Origin of the sequence: Pseudomonas sp. D3 (assembly GCF_029320995.1) — a bacterium.
GTDB classification, from domain to species: Bacteria; Pseudomonadota; Gammaproteobacteria; order Pseudomonadales; family Pseudomonadaceae; genus Aquipseudomonas; species Aquipseudomonas paraveronii.
Map to the genome: position 1 here is coordinate 1,932,626 of NZ_CP119772.1, position 13,605 is coordinate 1,946,230.

The window sequence follows — 13,605 nt, forward strand, 5'->3', positions numbered from 1 at the left end:
GCGGTTGGGAGTAGCCTTACGACATTCCGGTCAGGCCATGGAGCCATCGATGAAGTGCAGCATTCTAACGGTCATTGTGCTCGGCGCGCTCACATTGGGTGCGGTGCAGGCTCAGGAGTTGCAAACCGTACCGGTTGCGCCGACACCAACCCCTGGCGCGCCGGGCACCGCCACCCCGACGCTGTATCCGCAAGTCACCCCGCCGGCCGTGCCCAAGACGAACGGCTCGCCGCCGTTGGTGCCCATCGTGTTACCTGCGCCACCGAAGGACCAGACGGTCCCCGGTGTACCGCCGAACGACAGCAAGCCAAAGACGCCCGGCGGTTAACACGGTAGGGCGGTCCAGTGTTCAGACGGGACCACCGTACAAAGCTGCTAAACCAACCCCAGCGCCTTGAACACAAATGCATATTCGAGCGCTACGTCACGTAACCCCTGATAACGCCCGCTCATGCCGCCGTGGCCGGCCCCCAGTTCGGTCTTGAGCAGCAGCAGGTTGTCGTCTGTCTTGGTGTCGCGCAGCTTGGCCACCCACTTGGCCGCTTCCCAGTACTGCACGCGGCTGTCGTTGTAGCCGGCAATCACCAGCAGGGCCGGGTAGGCCTGGGCGCGGACGTTTTCATACGGCGCATACGCCTTGATGCGGGCGTAGACCTCGGGTTCTTGCGGGTTGCCCCACTCGTCGTACTCGGTGACGGTCAGCGGCAGGTCCGGGTCGAGCATGGTGTTGAGCACGTCGACAAACGGCACTTCGGCAATCGCCGCCTGGAACAGCTCCGGCCGCTGGTTGAGCACCGCGCCGATCAACAGGCCGCCGGCGCTGCCGCCGCTGATTACTAGCTGTTTGGCGCTGGTCAAACCCTGTGCAATCAGGTGTTCGGCACAGGCAATGAAGTCGCTGAACGTGTTCTGTTTGTGTTCCTGCTTGCCATTGCGATACCAGGCTTCGCCCAGCTCACCGCCGCCGCGCACGTGCGCAATGGCAAACGCGACGCCACGGTCCAGCAGGCTCAAGCGGGCGTGGGAGAACCACGGATCAAGGCTCTGGCCGTAGGCGCCGTAGCCGTAGAGGTACAGCGGCGTCGGCTTGCCGAGCTGGTCGCGCTTGACCACTAGGCTGATCGGCACCTGGGTGCCATCGGCGGAGGTCGCCCACAAACGCTGGCTGACGTAATCGTCGGCGTTGAACACGCCGAGTACCGGGGTTTCCTTGAGCACCTGTTGTGCACCGCTGGCCAGTTCCAGCTGGCGCACCTGGGCCGGGCGGTTCAGCGCTTCATAGCGCAGGCGGATCTTGTCGCTGGGGAATTCCAGGCTGTTTTGTACGTAGAGGCTGTAGGCGGCGTCAGGCAATTCCACGCGGTAGGTCGGCAGACCCTGGGGATGCACTTCGATGACCGGCAGTCCGCCAATGCGCAGGCTCAGGGTCATGGCGCTGGCGTTCAGGCTCACGCCGTCGAGCATTACCTCATCGCTGTGGGGGATCAGGTTTTGCCAGTCGGCTTGGGTCGGCACGCGGCCGGTGTCGGCGGCTACGAACAGCGCGTAGTTGATGCCGTCGCGGTTGCTGCGGATAAACCATGTCCACGCGCCGTCGAGCTGGCCGTGGTCGACGTCGTACTCGTGGTCTTCGACCCGTGGCGCCAGGCAGGTGAAGTCCAGGTGCGGCTGGTCGGCGTCTAGCGCCCAGATTTCACTGGTGGTCTTGCTGCCCAGGGCCACCAGTAACTGGCGCTCGGAGCTGGAACGGTAGCAGTGCAGGAAGAAACGCCCGTCGGTCTCGTGGAACACTTCCTGCGCTGCCGTGCCGTCCAGGCGATAGCGGTAGAGTTTGTGCGGGCGATGGGTGTCGTCCAGCTCGCCGAAGAATAGCGTCAGGCTGTCATTGGCCCAGGTCATGCTGCCGTCGCAGTTGTCGAACGCCAGTTCGCTGACTTTGTCGGTGGCCAATTCCTTCACGTACAGGGTGTAGATCTCTTCGCCACTGGTGTCGAGGCTGTAGGCCAGGCGCTGGTGGTCGGGGCTGATGCTGAACGCGCCGAGGGAGAAAAAGCCGCCGTTGGCCAACGCATTGGGGTCGAGCAACAGCTCTTCGCTGCTGTCATCCACCAGGCTGCTGTCATCGGCCGGGCGGCGGCAGCGGTAGTGGCGGGCGTATTCGTCGCCGGCGGTGGTGCGCGTGTAATACAGGTACGGGCCCCAGGGGGAGGGCAGCGACAGGTCGGTTTCGAGGATGCGGCCCTTGATCTCTTCGAACAGGGTTTCACGCAGCGCCTGTTGCTCGGCGAGTTGGGCTTCCTGCCAGGCGTTTTCGGCCTTGAGGTAATCCATGACTTCAGCGCTGTCACGCGCTTGCAGCCAGGCGTAAGGGTCCTGGCCCGTGGCCTTGCGGGCAATCGGGGCGGCAGTGATGTGGGTCGATGACGGCATGGATCACTCTCTGTCTGGAGGATGGTGGCAGGCATTGCAGCCGCGACACGCAAAAGCCGTTATCATAGCGGCCTGTTTGCCTACCTTGCCATGGACACCATGACCGAGAACGACTATCTGACCGCTTGGGGCCTTTACGCCTTCGCCGCTTTGGGCTGCTTGTTGGTGTGGTGGCGCATGACCCGCTGGATCTGGCGCTGGTTGCGCGAGCCACTGCAATTACTGATGGCCGTGCTGCTGTTGAGCCCGACCGTCGTCGACCCGGTCAAGACCCAGTTCGCGCCCGCTGTGGCGATTACCGCGTTGGACCTGGTGCTCAAGGTCGGCAATAACGCCTGGCGGGCCGTCTCCGACTTGTTCATGTACACGATGATCGCTTTTGGCGTGTACCTCGTGTTTGTGTTGATACGCTGGCCCATCGAGCGCGCCGCCAAGGCGCGCCGTGAGCGCAAGGCTGCGGTCGATGCGGCCTTGGCCGCCGAGCCGGAAGAGGATGACGAGCCGTTCCGTCGCCCCGCGCCTGTGAGCGGTATGCGGGTCGAACCGCGCCTTTAACGTTGTCTGCCCTGCAGCGAGAGCCCTGGCATGTGTGAATTATTGGGCATGAGTGCCAACGTCCCCACCGACATCGTGTTCAGCTTTACCGGGCTGATGCAGCGCGGTGGGCGTACCGGCCCCCACCGCGACGGTTGGGGCATCGCCTTCTATGAAGGCCGCGGCTTGCGCCTGTTCCAGGACCCGGCCGCGAGCAGCGAGTCGGAAGTCGCGTTGTTGGTGCAGCGTTATCCCATCAAAAGTGAAGTGGTGATCGGCCATATCCGCCAGGCCAACGTGGGCAAGGTGTGCCTGTCCAATACCCACCCGTTCGTGCGCGAACTGTGGGGGCGTAACTGGTGCTTTGCGCACAACGGTCAATTGGCGGGCTTCAACCCACGCGCCACGTTTTACCGCCCGGTGGGCGACACCGACAGCGAAGCGGCGTTCTGCGACTTGCTCAACCGGGTCCGCGAGGCGTTCCCGGAGCCGGTGGAGATCGAACAGATGCTGCCGGACCTGGTCGCTGCCTGCGCCGAATACCGCAGCAAAGGTGTGTTCAACTGCCTGCTCAGCGACGGTGATTGGTTGTTTTGCTACTGCTCGACCAAACTGGCGCAGATCACCCGACGCGCGCCGTTTGGCCCGGCGCGTTTGAAAGATGTCGACGTGATCGTCGATTTTCAGGCCGAAACAACGCCTAATGATGTGGTCACGGTGATTGCCACCGAACCGCTGACCGACAACGAAAACTGGACTCGCTACGAACCGGGCCAGTGGAGCCTGTGGCGGCGCGGTGAATGCGTCAGCCAGGGCATTACCGAGTAAGGAAGTCGACTATGTTGCTCAGCTATCTGCGGTTGGTGTTGTTTGCCATTGGCTTGTTGGTCGGTGTGCAAGTGCCGGGTTTTATCAATGACTACGCCAAGCGCGTCGAAGCCCATCTGATCGAGGCCCAGACCGGCCTGCGCGGCTTTGAATCCACCGCGCAACAGTTCTTCAACGGCGACTTGCAGGCCCTGGTCGCCCACTACCGCGCCAGCGACGACCCGGTGTTTCGCAGCGATGCCAATAGCCTCGGCACGTTATTGGATCGCCAGTTGGCGTTGGACAAGCAATTCCAGGCCATGCAAGGCCCCTGGTACATCCGCGCCCTGCAGGTGGCGGTGGCGGCCGACCCGGCGATCCGCCTGGAAACCTGGAACGGTTACAGCTACCAGATCCTGCTGACCCCCGAAGCCATGGGCTGGGGCCTGGGCGGCGCGATGTTGTTGTCGTTCGGCCTGGAGTGCCTGTTCCGCTTGATCGACTGGGTGGTGTTGGGCGGCAAGCGTCTACGCCAGAGCCGGCCGATCGAAGAGCGCGACCTCAAGGGGCTCTGAAGACTGATACAAATCCAATGTGGGAGGGGGCTTGCCCCCGATAGCGGTGGGTCAGCTAAAAATAGGCTGACTGACACCCTGCTATCGGGGGCAAGCCCCCTCCCACATTTGGATTGAGTTCCTTCAGTTGCTCATTACCATCCGCTCTTCGCCGACTTCCTCGGCATAGCGGGCAACGACCTTCTGGCACAGCCCCACAATCTCCTCCACCAGTTCTACCCCCACGCGCCACGACACCACCACCTGCAAATTCGGCAGTTTCTGCGCCATCGGCAGCATCACCAGTTCCCCGCGCGCCAGCTCTTCGCGCACCAACACAGGCGGCAGTGCACCAATGCCGAAACCATCGCGCAGCAAGCGGGTAATGGCCGACACCGAATTCACGCAGTTCATACGCGGTGCCGCGACGCCGTTGGCCTGCATCAGGCTCAAGACATCCTGGTGCGGGTGGGAATTTTTCGAGTAGGTGATGATGCGCTCTTGGGCCAGTTCGGCGAGGGAAGCGTAGTTGCGGTTGTAGATCGACTGGCTGGCGACGATCCAGGCCATGGGGTGGCTGGCCAGTTCCAGGCTGCGCACGGTTTCCAGGCGCAGCAGGTCCGTTTGCAGGATCAGATCGAGGAAGCCTTTTTGCAGTTGGTCGCTGAGGTTGAGTGCGGTATCGGCGACCAACTCGATTTCCACCCGTGGGAAATGGTCCATCAATTCGGCGACCAACGGGCTCAGCCAGGTGTGGATCACCGTGTCCATTGCACCGATACGAATTCGCCCGACCTTGCTGCTGGTGGTCTCCAGGGACTGTTTCAAACCCTGCATGGTCACCATCATTTGCTCGGCGTAATCGAGTACCTTCAAGCCTTCCGGCGTCAGGCTGACGCCGCGCGAATCACGCAGAAACAGCTTCACCCCCAGTTCGCTCTCCAGCACGGCGATGCGGCTGGAGATCGAGGCCTGTGTGGTGAACAGTTTCTCGGCGGTCAGGCGGAAACTCTTGAGCTTGGCCACCCAGACGAAGGTTTCGAGGAACTTCAAATTCATGGGATCAACTTTTTCTTATGCATGGATCGGTTTTTATTAGTTGGACGCCGCACCGGGCAAACGCCAAAAATCGAGCCGTTCCACGATAAGCGTCGTTGGGGTGTCAGGACAAGTTGCGAGTCTTGCGTAAAAGATCCCACACTACAAAAAAACAAAGCCTACAGGAGTAACCAGCGTGAGCCGCCTGCTATTAAATTGCGACATCGGCGAAAGTTTTGGCAACTGGACCCTGGGTCTGGACGCCGAGGTTATGCCGTTCATTGATTGCGCCAACGTGGCCTGCGGCTTCCATGCCGGCGACCCGGGCATCATGCGCAAGACCGTCAGCCTGGCGCTCAAGCATGGTGTGCTGGTCGGTGCGCACCCGGCGTATCAGGACCTGCAAGGTTTTGGTCGCCGTTCCATGGCCTACACGCCTGAGGAAATCCAGGACCTGTTGCACTACCAGATCGGCGCGCTCGACGGCATCTGCCGCGCCCAGGGCGGACGGGTCAGCTACGTCAAACCCCATGGCGCGATGTACAACGACATGATGGCCAATCCCGCGCAGTTGCGTGCAGTGATCCAGGCTGTCGCCACTTACGGCGACCTGCCGCTGATGCTGCTAGCCACCCGTGACAACCGTGCGGCCCAGGCGCTGGGCGACGAATACGGCGTGATCCTGTGGTTCGAGGCCTTCGCCGACCGCGCCTACGACAACAAGGGCCATCTGGTTTCCCGCCAATTGCCGGGCGCGGTACACCACGATACCGAGACCATCATCCAGCAATCCCTGACCATTTCCCGTGGCGAACCCTTGACCGCCAGCGACGGCAGCCCTTTGGTCCTGCGGGCCAATACCCTGTGCGTGCATGGCGATAACGCCAGTTCGGTCGCCGCCGTGCAGCGCATTCGCGAGGCGTTGAAGTGCCAATGAAGCCACGCATCGAAGTGGTGGCCATCGACTGCTTGATGGTGCGTCTGTTTGAGGTGATCGCCGAAGCCAATATGCCGTGGATGCTTGCCGCTACCCAGCGTCTGCGGCAAGGGTTTGGCGCGGCGTTGGTGGACCTGGTGCCGTCCTACACCACCTTGATGGTGCATTACGATCTCACCGTGTTGAACCCGGCCCAGTCGCGGGAATTGATCGCCCAGGCCCTCACCGACCTGCAACCCCAGGCCCAGGGCAGCGGCCACTGCCATGTGCTGCCGGTGTGGTACGACCTGAGCGTCGGGCCCGAACTGACCTTGCTCAGCCAGCGCAGTGGCCTGGCGGTCGATGAGGTGATCCGCCGCCACAGCGGCCACGAATACCAGGTCTTCGCCCTCGGCTTTGCCCCCGGTTTTGCCTTTATGGGGCTGGTGGATGAAAGCCTCGCCACCCCCAGGCTCAACACTCCGCGCAAGCGCGTGGCGGCCGGCAGTGTCGGCATCGCCGAGCGGCAAACGGCCGCCTACCCAGTGGTCTCTCCCGGCGGCTGGAACCTGATCGGTCGCACCCCGACCCAGCTGTTCGAGCGCGACCGCGACGGTTACAGCCTGATGCAGCCCGGCGATACGGTGCGCTTCGAGGCGGTCGACCACGCCGAATTCATCAAGCTGGGTGGCGATGACGCGCCGTTGGAGGCGCAGGCATGAGCGGCTTGATCATTGAGGCCAGCACCCCGCTGTGCCTGTTGCAGGACACCGGCCGTTTTGGCGTGCGACACCTGGGCGTGACTCAGGGCGGCGCGCTGGATTGGGTGTCGATGTCCTGGGCCAATTGGCTGTTGGACAACGCCCTGGATGCGCCGGTGGTGGAAATCACCCTGGGCGGTTTTACCGTGCAGGCCGAGGATTATTGCCTGCTGGCCTTGGCCGGTGCGGACTTGGGCGCCTACATCGATGCGCGCGCCATCAGCCCCGGGCGCAGTTTTATCCTGCAAAAGGGCCAGCGGCTGCGCTTTACCCAGCCGTTCAGCGGCGCGCGGGCCTACCTGGCGGCGCCGGGCGGGTTTGATGCGCCGCAGGTGCTGGGTAGCTGTGCCACCGTTGTGCGTGAGGCACTCGGCGGGCTGGACGGTTTCGGCAAACCCTTGGCGCAAGGCGGGCGGCTGGCTTATTCCGGTGGTGGCGGGGCGATGAAAGTGCTCAGCACCCCAAGCCTGCCGGCCAAGGCGCCGTTGGATGTGATTATCGGCGCGCAGATCGGCCAGTTCAGCGGGCAGAGTCTGTTCGATGCGTTCAACACCGAATGGACCCTCGACAGCCGCGCCGACCGTATGGGCATGCGCTTGCTGGGCACGCCGCTTGAATACCAAGGGCCGTCGTTGATCTCTGAGGGGATCCCGCTGGGCGCGATCCAGGTGCCGCCGGACGGGCAGCCGATTGTGTTGCTCAATGACCGGCAGACCATCGGCGGCTACCCGCGCCTGGGAGCGTTGACGCCGTTGGCACTGGCGCGGCTGGCGCAGTGTGTGCCGGGGGAGAAGGTGCGGTTGGCGCCGGTGGTGCAGGAAACGGCGCATAGGCAGCATGTGGACTTTTTGCAGCGGTTCACCGCCGCCTGAAGAACACTGAAATCCAAACTGTGGGAGGGGCGGTGCGACGATTCGACTTGCTCCCGATGGCGGTGGTTCAGTCACTGATGTATTGACTGACACACTGCTATCGGGGGCAAGTCGAATCGTCGCACCGCCCCTCCCACATTGGTGTTGGGTTGAATGGGAGATATCGGTTTATTTGGAAAGAAACCGCATGCCTTCTTCCAGCCCGCGCAGCGTCAACGGATACATCTGATCCTCGACCAGCTCCCGCACAATCGCGGTCGACGCCGTATAGCCCCAAGTGTCCTTGGGGTACGGGTTTATCCAGATCAGCTTCTTGTACTTGGCCATGAAGCGCTGCATCCACACATACCCAGGCTCTTCGTTCCAATGCTCGACGCTGCCGCCGGCCTGGGTGATTTCATACGGCGCCATCGACGCGTCGCCGATAAAGATGACTTTGTAATCGGCGCCATACTTGTGCAGCAGGTCCTGGGTGGAGGTGCGCTCCGAGGTGCGGCGTTGGTTGTTCTTCCATACCGACTCGTACACGAAGTTGTGGAAGTAGAAGTACTCCAGGTGCTTGAACTCGGTCTTGCACGCGGAGAACAGCTCTTCGCAGGTCTTCACATGGGCGTCCATCGAACCGCCGATGTCGAACAGCAACAGCAGCTTGATGGTGTTGCGCCGCTCCGGACGCATCTGGATGTTCAGCAAGCCGGCATCGCGGGCGGTGTGGTCAATGGTGCCGTCGATATCCAGCTCTTCCGCTGCACCCTGGCGTGCAAACTTGCGCAGGCGGCGCAGGGCGATCTTGATGTTGCGCGTGCCCAGTTCCACCTGGTCGTCGAGGTTCTTGTACTCGCGCTGCTCCCAAACCTTGACCGCCTTGCCCTGGCGCGTGCCCGCATCGCCGACGCGGATGCCTTCCGGGTTGTAGCCGCCGGAGCCGAACGGGCTGGTGCCGCCGGTGCCGATCCACTTGTTGCCGCCGGCGTGGCGCTCTTTCTGTTCTTCCAGGCGTTTCTTGAATTCCTCGATCAGCTTGTCCAGGCCGCCGAGGGACTGGATCTGTGCGCGTTCTTCGTCGCTCAGCGAGCGTTCGAACTCTTTGCGCAGCCAGTCTTCGGGGATTAGCGCCTGCAGGTGCTCGTCGAGTTTTTCCAGGCCGTTGAAATAGGCGCTGAAGGCGCGGTCGAACTTGTCGAAATGGCGTTCGTCCTTGACCAGGATCGCCCGGGCCAAGTAGTAAAACTCGTCCATGTCGGCGAAGGTCACCCGCTGTTTCAGGGCGTTGATCAGGTCGAGCAGCTCGCGCACCGATACCGGCACTTTTGCGGCACGCATTTCATTGAACAGGTTGAGCAACATGGCAGGCGCCCTTATCGGTTACCGCGACGGCTCATGAACGCCAGGCGCTCGAGCAATTGCACGTCCTGCTCGTTCTTCACCAGCGCACCGGCCAGGGGCGGGATGGCCTTGGTCGGGTCGCGTTCGCGCAATACCGCTTCGCCGATATTGTCGGCCATCAGCAGCTTGAGCCAGTCGACCAGTTCGGAGGTGGAGGGCTTTTTCTTCAGGCCCGGGACTTTGCGCACGTCGAAGAACACGTCCAGCGCTTCGCTGACCAGGTCTTTCTTGATGTTGGGGTAATGCACGTCGACGATTTTTTGCAGGGTGGTGCGGTCGGGGAAGGCGATGTAATGGAAGAAGCAGCGGCGCAGGAACGCGTCCGGCAGCTCTTTTTCATTGTTGGAGGTGATGATGATGATCGGGCGCTTCTTGGCCTTGATGGTCTCGTCGATTTCGTAGACGTAGAACTCCATCTTGTCGAGTTCTTGCAGCAGGTCGTTGGGGAACTCGATGTCGGCCTTGTCGATTTCATCGATCAGCAGGATCACCCGCTCCTCGGACTCGAAGGCCTCCCAGAGCTTGCCCTTCTTCAGGTAGTTGCGCACGTCGTGCACCTTGTCCACGCCCAACTGCGAGTCGCGTAGGCGGCTGACCGCGTCGTACTCATACAAGCCCTGGTGGGCCTTGGTGGTGGACTTGATGTGCCAGGTGATCAGCTTGGCGCCGAAGGATTCGGCCAGTTGCTCGGCGAGCATGGTCTTGCCGGTGCCCGGCTCGCCCTTGACAAGCAGCGGACGCTCCAGGGTGATGGCAGCGTTGACGGCCAGTTTCAGGTCATCGGTGGCAACGTAGGCCGGGGTGCCTTCGAACTTCATCGGTCATTCCTCGAATTCATCAATGCCCGACTATACCGTGCGGCCCCGGCGACTGTGAACGCAGACGGGTTATTCAGTCTCTGAATGGCCGGTCAGCTTAATCCGCCGATGGCTTGGGCTGTTCATACCGTGCAGTGAATGCCTGGATGAACCCATTACGCAAAATCTGCAAAAACGCGGAGAACGCGCTGATGTCTTGCTGGTGTACGCTGCCGCTCAGCTCAACACGGGTGGCGAACTGGTTTTTGCTCTGGTTCTTCAGCACGGTTTCGCTGGCGCCGACCACGGCTTCCCAGATCGAGCGGAAGATGTTCTTGTCCTTGTTTTGCACGTCCTGCTGCCAGTCGAACACTTCCACATCACGCAGCAGCGGCTTGATGTAGCCGGTCAGTTGGCCTTTCTGCGCCTGGGCTTCGATTACCACGTCGCCGGTGCCGGCCTTGAAGTCGAATTTGCCATAGGCCGAGGCGAAGTCATTCATGCGCTTGAGCTGCAAATCGCGTGCGCGAAAGCGAAATTCAAAGTCTTCGAAATTGCTCAGTGGGTCAAAAGTGGCGGTGGCTTCCAGCGGCGCCTGGCCCTGCAGCAGGGCTTTGCCGTCGAAGCTGGCGTCACGCTTGCCTTTGACGTCAACGACATTGGTCAGGTTATAGACGCTGGCGTTAACCGAGGTGGCATTGATGTTCACCGGCGGCTTGGAGCTGAAGTTGTGGAAGGCGATCTTGCCGTCCTGGATGCGCACTTCGTTAAGGGTGATCGGCAACAATTTGCTCAGTTGCGCGCGCCAGTCGGTGCCCTGACCGGTCTGGGACGCCGCTTTGTTGGCTCCGCCGTCGACAAAGTTCAGCTCGGGCTGGATGAACTGGACCTCGGCCACCACGGCACGGTCGTACCACAGCGAATGCCAACTCACCGACAGGTCGATCAACGGCGCCTTGACGAAGGGCACCGGCACCTTGCCGTCGACTTTGACGATCTGCAGCCCATTGATCCGGTAGGCGCCGCGCCACAGGGCCAGGTCCACATCGGTGATCTGGCCGCGGTAGTCGCCCATGTCGGCGAGCTTGTCATTCAGGTAGTTGCGCACCAGGTAGGGCAGGGCGAGGTCCAGCGCAACCAGCACCACCACCAGCGTAGCGATGGTCCAAATCGGCCAACTGTAGCGACGTTTCATGGGGCAGATCTCCGTGCGTGTAGGAGATTGACTGTTGTGATGCTGCCAACGTTCCTCTGACTGGACGCTTTGGAAGACGAGGCATACCCTTGGGGCTTTCTTCAAACCGCCTCAAGGACCCGTTATGAGCCGCATTTTTGCAGACAACGCGCACTCCATCGGTAACACGCCCCTGGTTCAGATCAACCGCATCGCACCGCGCGGCGTGACAATCCTGGCCAAGATCGAAGGGCGTAACCCGGGTTATTCGGTGAAGTGCCGCATTGGCGCAAACATGATCTGGGACGCGGAAAGCACCGGCAAACTCAAGCCAGGCATGACCATTGTCGAACCCACCTCGGGCAACACCGGTATCGGCCTGGCGTTTGTCGCCGCCGCCCGTGGCTACAAGCTGTTGCTGACCATGCCTGCGTCGATGAGCATCGAACGCCGCAAAGTGCTCAAGGCCCTGGGCGCCGAACTGGTGCTGACCGAGCCGGCCAAGGGCATGAAGGGCGCAATCGACAAAGCTGCGGAAATCCTCGCCAGCGACCCGGCCAGCTACTATATGCCGGGGCAGTTCGAAAACCCGGCCAACCCGGCGATCCACGAAAAAACCACCGGCCCGGAAATCTGGAACGATACCGACGGTGCCGTAGATGTACTGGTGGCGGGCGTGGGCACCGGCGGCACGATTACCGGGGTGTCACGCTATATCAAGAACACCGCGGGCAAGCCGATTCTGTCGGTGGCCGTCGAGCCGATCGTGTCGCCGGTGATCACCCAGGCGCTGGCGGGTCAAGAGATCAAGCCCAGCCCGCACAAGATCCAGGGCATTGGCGCCGGGTTCGTGCCGAAGAACCTCGACCTGTCGATGATCGACCGCGTGGAACTGGTGAGCGACGAAGAATCCAAGGCCATGGCCCTGCGCCTGATGCGGGAAGAGGGGATTCTGTGCGGGATCTCCTGCGGCGCGGCCATGGCGGTCGCCGTGCGCCTGGCCGAGAAGCCGGAAATGCAGGGCAAGACCATCGTGGTGATCCTGCCGGACTCCGGCGAGCGCTACCTGTCGAGCATGCTGTTCAGTGATTTGTTTACCGATCAAGAAAACCAGGCTTGATGCACATGTGGCGAGGGAGCTTGCTCCCGCTGGGGCGCGAAGTGGCCCTGTACGTTGTTTAAAAGAGTGAGACTGCTGCGCAGTCCAGCGGGCGCACGCTCCCTCGCCACAAGGTTTGATGTATGTCAGCCGGTCGGCCAAGGCCTTCTGCATAATGGCCCAAGTGTTTATCATGGCCGGCTGCTACGTCTGGTTTCCCCTCGACGGGAGGTTGTTGGCCAGGCGCTTATTTCCAGGAGTTGCTGCATGACCTTTTCTTTGGCCGCCAAACTGTCGGTGTTGCTGGTGTTTATCGGCAGTACGCTTTACGTACACCTGCGCGGCAAGGCCCGTTTGCCGATGTTGCGCCAGTTCGTCAACCACTCGGCGCTGTTTGCCCCGTATAACGCCTTGATGTACCTGTTCTCGGCGGTGCCGTCCAAGCCGTACCTGGACCGCAGCAAGTTCCCGGAACTGGACGTGCTCAAGGACAACTGGGAAGTGATCCGCGAAGAGGCCATGCACCTGTTCGACGAGGGTTACATCCGCGCTGCTGAAAAGAATAACGACGCCGGCTTCGGTTCGTTCTTCAAGAAGGGCTGGAAGCGTTTCTACCTCAAGTGGTACGACAAACCGCTGCCGTCGGCCGAGGCCCTGTGCCCGAAAACCGTGGCGCTGGTCAGCAGCATCCCCAACGTCAAGGGCGCGATGTTCGCGCTGTTGCCGGGCGGCAGTCACCTCAACCCGCACCGCGACCCGTTTGCCGGCTCCCTGCGTTATCACCTGGGGCTGTCCACGCCGAACTCCGACGACTGCCGCATCTTCGTCGATGGTCAGGAATACGCCTGGCGCGACGGTGAAGACGTGATGTTCGACGAGACCTACGTACACTGGGTAAAGAACGAGACTGAAAAGACTCGCGTGATCCTGTTCTGCGACATCGAGCGCCCCCTGAGCAGTCCCCTGATGACCCGCGTCAACCGCTGGGTCAGCGCGCAACTGGGCCGCGCCACCGCGCCGCAGAACCTGGATGACGAACGCGTCGGCGGCATCAACCAGGCCTATGCCTGGAGCAAGTCGTTCAGCGACAAGATCAGCGGTGTGGTCAAGCAGTGGAAGCGCAAGCATCCCAAGGCCTACCGCATTGCGCGGCCGGTGCTGGCGGTTGTCGTCTTGGTACTGCTGTGGAAGTGGCTCTTCGGCTGATCTGAAAGGTTGAGCTCGGTCAAAAATGTGG

The 13,605-nt window shown here is 61.7% G+C and carries 14 protein-coding genes; 9 read left to right on the forward strand and 5 right to left on the reverse strand.

What is annotated here, in order from left to right; genetic code table 11:
* Positions 1-49 precede the first annotated feature (49 nt).
* Positions 50-328 carry a hypothetical protein gene (locus P3S72_RS08815; protein ID WP_276197017.1) on the forward strand — a complete coding sequence of 93 codons (279 nt, stop codon included), beginning with the start codon at positions 50-52 and terminating at the stop codon, positions 326-328.
* 47 nt (positions 329-375) lie between these two features.
* Here P3S72_RS08815 and P3S72_RS08820 read toward each other — a convergent pair whose 3' ends face one another.
* The gene (locus tag P3S72_RS08820) at positions 376-2,430 is read right to left on the reverse strand and encodes a S9 family peptidase (protein ID WP_276197018.1); all 2,055 of its coding nucleotides are present in this window, start codon (positions 2,428-2,430) and stop codon (positions 376-378) included.
* A gap of 21 nt (positions 2,431-2,451) precedes the next feature.
* On the opposite strand from P3S72_RS08820, the gene P3S72_RS08825 reads away from it, so the two are divergent.
* The 3 genes from P3S72_RS08825 to P3S72_RS08835 are packed head-to-tail and all read left to right on the forward strand — an operon-like array spanning position 2,452 to position 4,346.
* The gene (locus P3S72_RS08825; RefSeq protein ID WP_276197019.1) at positions 2,452-2,985 is read left to right on the forward strand and encodes an MFS transporter; all 534 of its coding nucleotides are present in this window, start codon (positions 2,452-2,454) and stop codon (positions 2,983-2,985) included.
* Between the two features lie 30 nt (positions 2,986-3,015).
* Positions 3,016-3,792, forward strand: a complete 777-nt coding sequence (locus tag P3S72_RS08830) for a class II glutamine amidotransferase (protein WP_276197020.1) — start codon at positions 3,016-3,018, stop codon at positions 3,790-3,792.
* 11 nt (positions 3,793-3,803) lie between these two features.
* Positions 3,804-4,346 (forward strand): DUF2937 family protein, encoded by a 543-nt coding sequence (locus P3S72_RS08835; protein ID WP_017848756.1) that lies wholly within the window; start codon positions 3,804-3,806, stop codon positions 4,344-4,346.
* 123 nt (positions 4,347-4,469) lie between these two features.
* On the opposite strand, the gene P3S72_RS08840 is transcribed toward P3S72_RS08835, so the two are convergent.
* Positions 4,470-5,384, reverse strand: a complete 915-nt coding sequence (locus P3S72_RS08840; RefSeq protein WP_276197021.1) for a LysR family transcriptional regulator — start codon at positions 5,382-5,384, stop codon at positions 4,470-4,472.
* A 175-nt stretch (positions 5,385-5,559) separates the two neighbouring features.
* On the opposite strand from P3S72_RS08840, the gene P3S72_RS08845 reads away from it, so the two are divergent.
* From P3S72_RS08845 to P3S72_RS08855, 3 genes are read left to right on the forward strand one after another with little or no spacing between them, the layout of a single operon-like run.
* The gene (locus P3S72_RS08845; RefSeq protein ID WP_276197022.1) at positions 5,560-6,300 is read left to right on the forward strand and encodes a 5-oxoprolinase subunit PxpA; all 741 of its coding nucleotides are present in this window, start codon (positions 5,560-5,562) and stop codon (positions 6,298-6,300) included.
* Positions 6,297-7,001, forward strand: coding sequence for an allophanate hydrolase subunit 1 (locus P3S72_RS08850; protein WP_276197023.1), 705 nt, complete (start codon positions 6,297-6,299; stop codon positions 6,999-7,001). Before P3S72_RS08845 ends, P3S72_RS08850 begins: the two co-directional genes overlap by 4 nt.
* The gene (locus tag P3S72_RS08855; RefSeq protein ID WP_276197024.1) at positions 6,998-7,912 is read left to right on the forward strand and encodes a biotin-dependent carboxyltransferase family protein; all 915 of its coding nucleotides are present in this window, start codon (positions 6,998-7,000) and stop codon (positions 7,910-7,912) included. Before P3S72_RS08850 ends, P3S72_RS08855 begins: the two co-directional genes overlap by 4 nt.
* 168 nt (positions 7,913-8,080) lie before the next feature.
* Here the strand turns inward: P3S72_RS08855 and P3S72_RS08860 are convergent, their stop codons facing one another.
* The 3 genes from P3S72_RS08860 to P3S72_RS08870 form a co-directional block, all read right to left on the reverse strand.
* Complete coding sequence (locus P3S72_RS08860; RefSeq protein WP_276197025.1) at positions 8,081-9,259, reverse strand: VWA domain-containing protein; 1,179 nt, start codon at positions 9,257-9,259, stop codon at positions 8,081-8,083.
* A gap of 11 nt (positions 9,260-9,270) precedes the next feature.
* Entirely contained in the window at positions 9,271-10,116 is an 846-nt protein-coding gene (locus tag P3S72_RS08865; protein WP_247401493.1) for a MoxR family ATPase, read from the reverse strand.
* A gap of 97 nt (positions 10,117-10,213) precedes the next feature.
* Positions 10,214-11,290, reverse strand: coding sequence for a DUF748 domain-containing protein (locus P3S72_RS08870; protein ID WP_276197026.1), 1,077 nt, complete (start codon positions 11,288-11,290; stop codon positions 10,214-10,216).
* Positions 11,291-11,414: 124 nt separating this feature from the next.
* On the opposite strand from P3S72_RS08870, the gene cysK reads away from it, so the two are divergent.
* Positions 11,415-12,389 carry a cysteine synthase A gene (gene cysK, locus P3S72_RS08875; RefSeq protein ID WP_276197027.1) on the forward strand — a complete coding sequence of 325 codons (975 nt, stop codon included), beginning with the start codon at positions 11,415-11,417 and terminating at the stop codon, positions 12,387-12,389.
* A gap of 246 nt (positions 12,390-12,635) precedes the next feature.
* Entirely contained in the window at positions 12,636-13,574 is a 939-nt protein-coding gene (locus P3S72_RS08880) for an aspartyl/asparaginyl beta-hydroxylase domain-containing protein (protein WP_276197028.1), read from the forward strand.
* Positions 13,575-13,605 lie beyond the last annotated feature (31 nt).

Coding starts and splice junctions, on each gene's coding strand:
- P3S72_RS08870 (WP_276197026.1), bottom strand. CDS start 11,290: ATGAAACGTCGCTACAGTTGGCCGATTTGGACCATCGCTACGCTGGTG.
- P3S72_RS08825 (WP_276197019.1), top strand. CDS start 2,452: ATGGTGGCAGGCATTGCAGCCGCGACACGCAAAAGCCGTTATCATAGC.
- P3S72_RS08855 (WP_276197024.1), top strand. CDS start 6,998: ATGAGCGGCTTGATCATTGAGGCCAGCACCCCGCTGTGCCTGTTGCAG.
- P3S72_RS08835 (WP_017848756.1), top strand. CDS start 3,804: ATGTTGCTCAGCTATCTGCGGTTGGTGTTGTTTGCCATTGGCTTGTTG.
- P3S72_RS08840 (WP_276197021.1), bottom strand. CDS start 5,384: ATGAATTTGAAGTTCCTCGAAACCTTCGTCTGGGTGGCCAAGCTCAAG.
- P3S72_RS08815 (WP_276197017.1), top strand. CDS start 50: ATGAAGTGCAGCATTCTAACGGTCATTGTGCTCGGCGCGCTCACATTG.
- P3S72_RS08820 (WP_276197018.1), bottom strand. CDS start 2,430: ATGCCGTCATCGACCCACATCACTGCCGCCCCGATTGCCCGCAAGGCC.
- P3S72_RS08880 (WP_276197028.1), top strand. CDS start 12,636: ATGACCTTTTCTTTGGCCGCCAAACTGTCGGTGTTGCTGGTGTTTATC.
- P3S72_RS08830 (WP_276197020.1), top strand. CDS start 3,016: ATGTGTGAATTATTGGGCATGAGTGCCAACGTCCCCACCGACATCGTG.
- P3S72_RS08860 (WP_276197025.1), bottom strand. CDS start 9,259: ATGTTGCTCAACCTGTTCAATGAAATGCGTGCCGCAAAAGTGCCGGTA.
- P3S72_RS08850 (WP_276197023.1), top strand. CDS start 6,297: ATGAAGCCACGCATCGAAGTGGTGGCCATCGACTGCTTGATGGTGCGT.
- cysK (WP_276197027.1), top strand. CDS start 11,415: ATGAGCCGCATTTTTGCAGACAACGCGCACTCCATCGGTAACACGCCC.
- P3S72_RS08865 (WP_247401493.1), bottom strand. CDS start 10,116: ATGAAGTTCGAAGGCACCCCGGCCTACGTTGCCACCGATGACCTGAAA.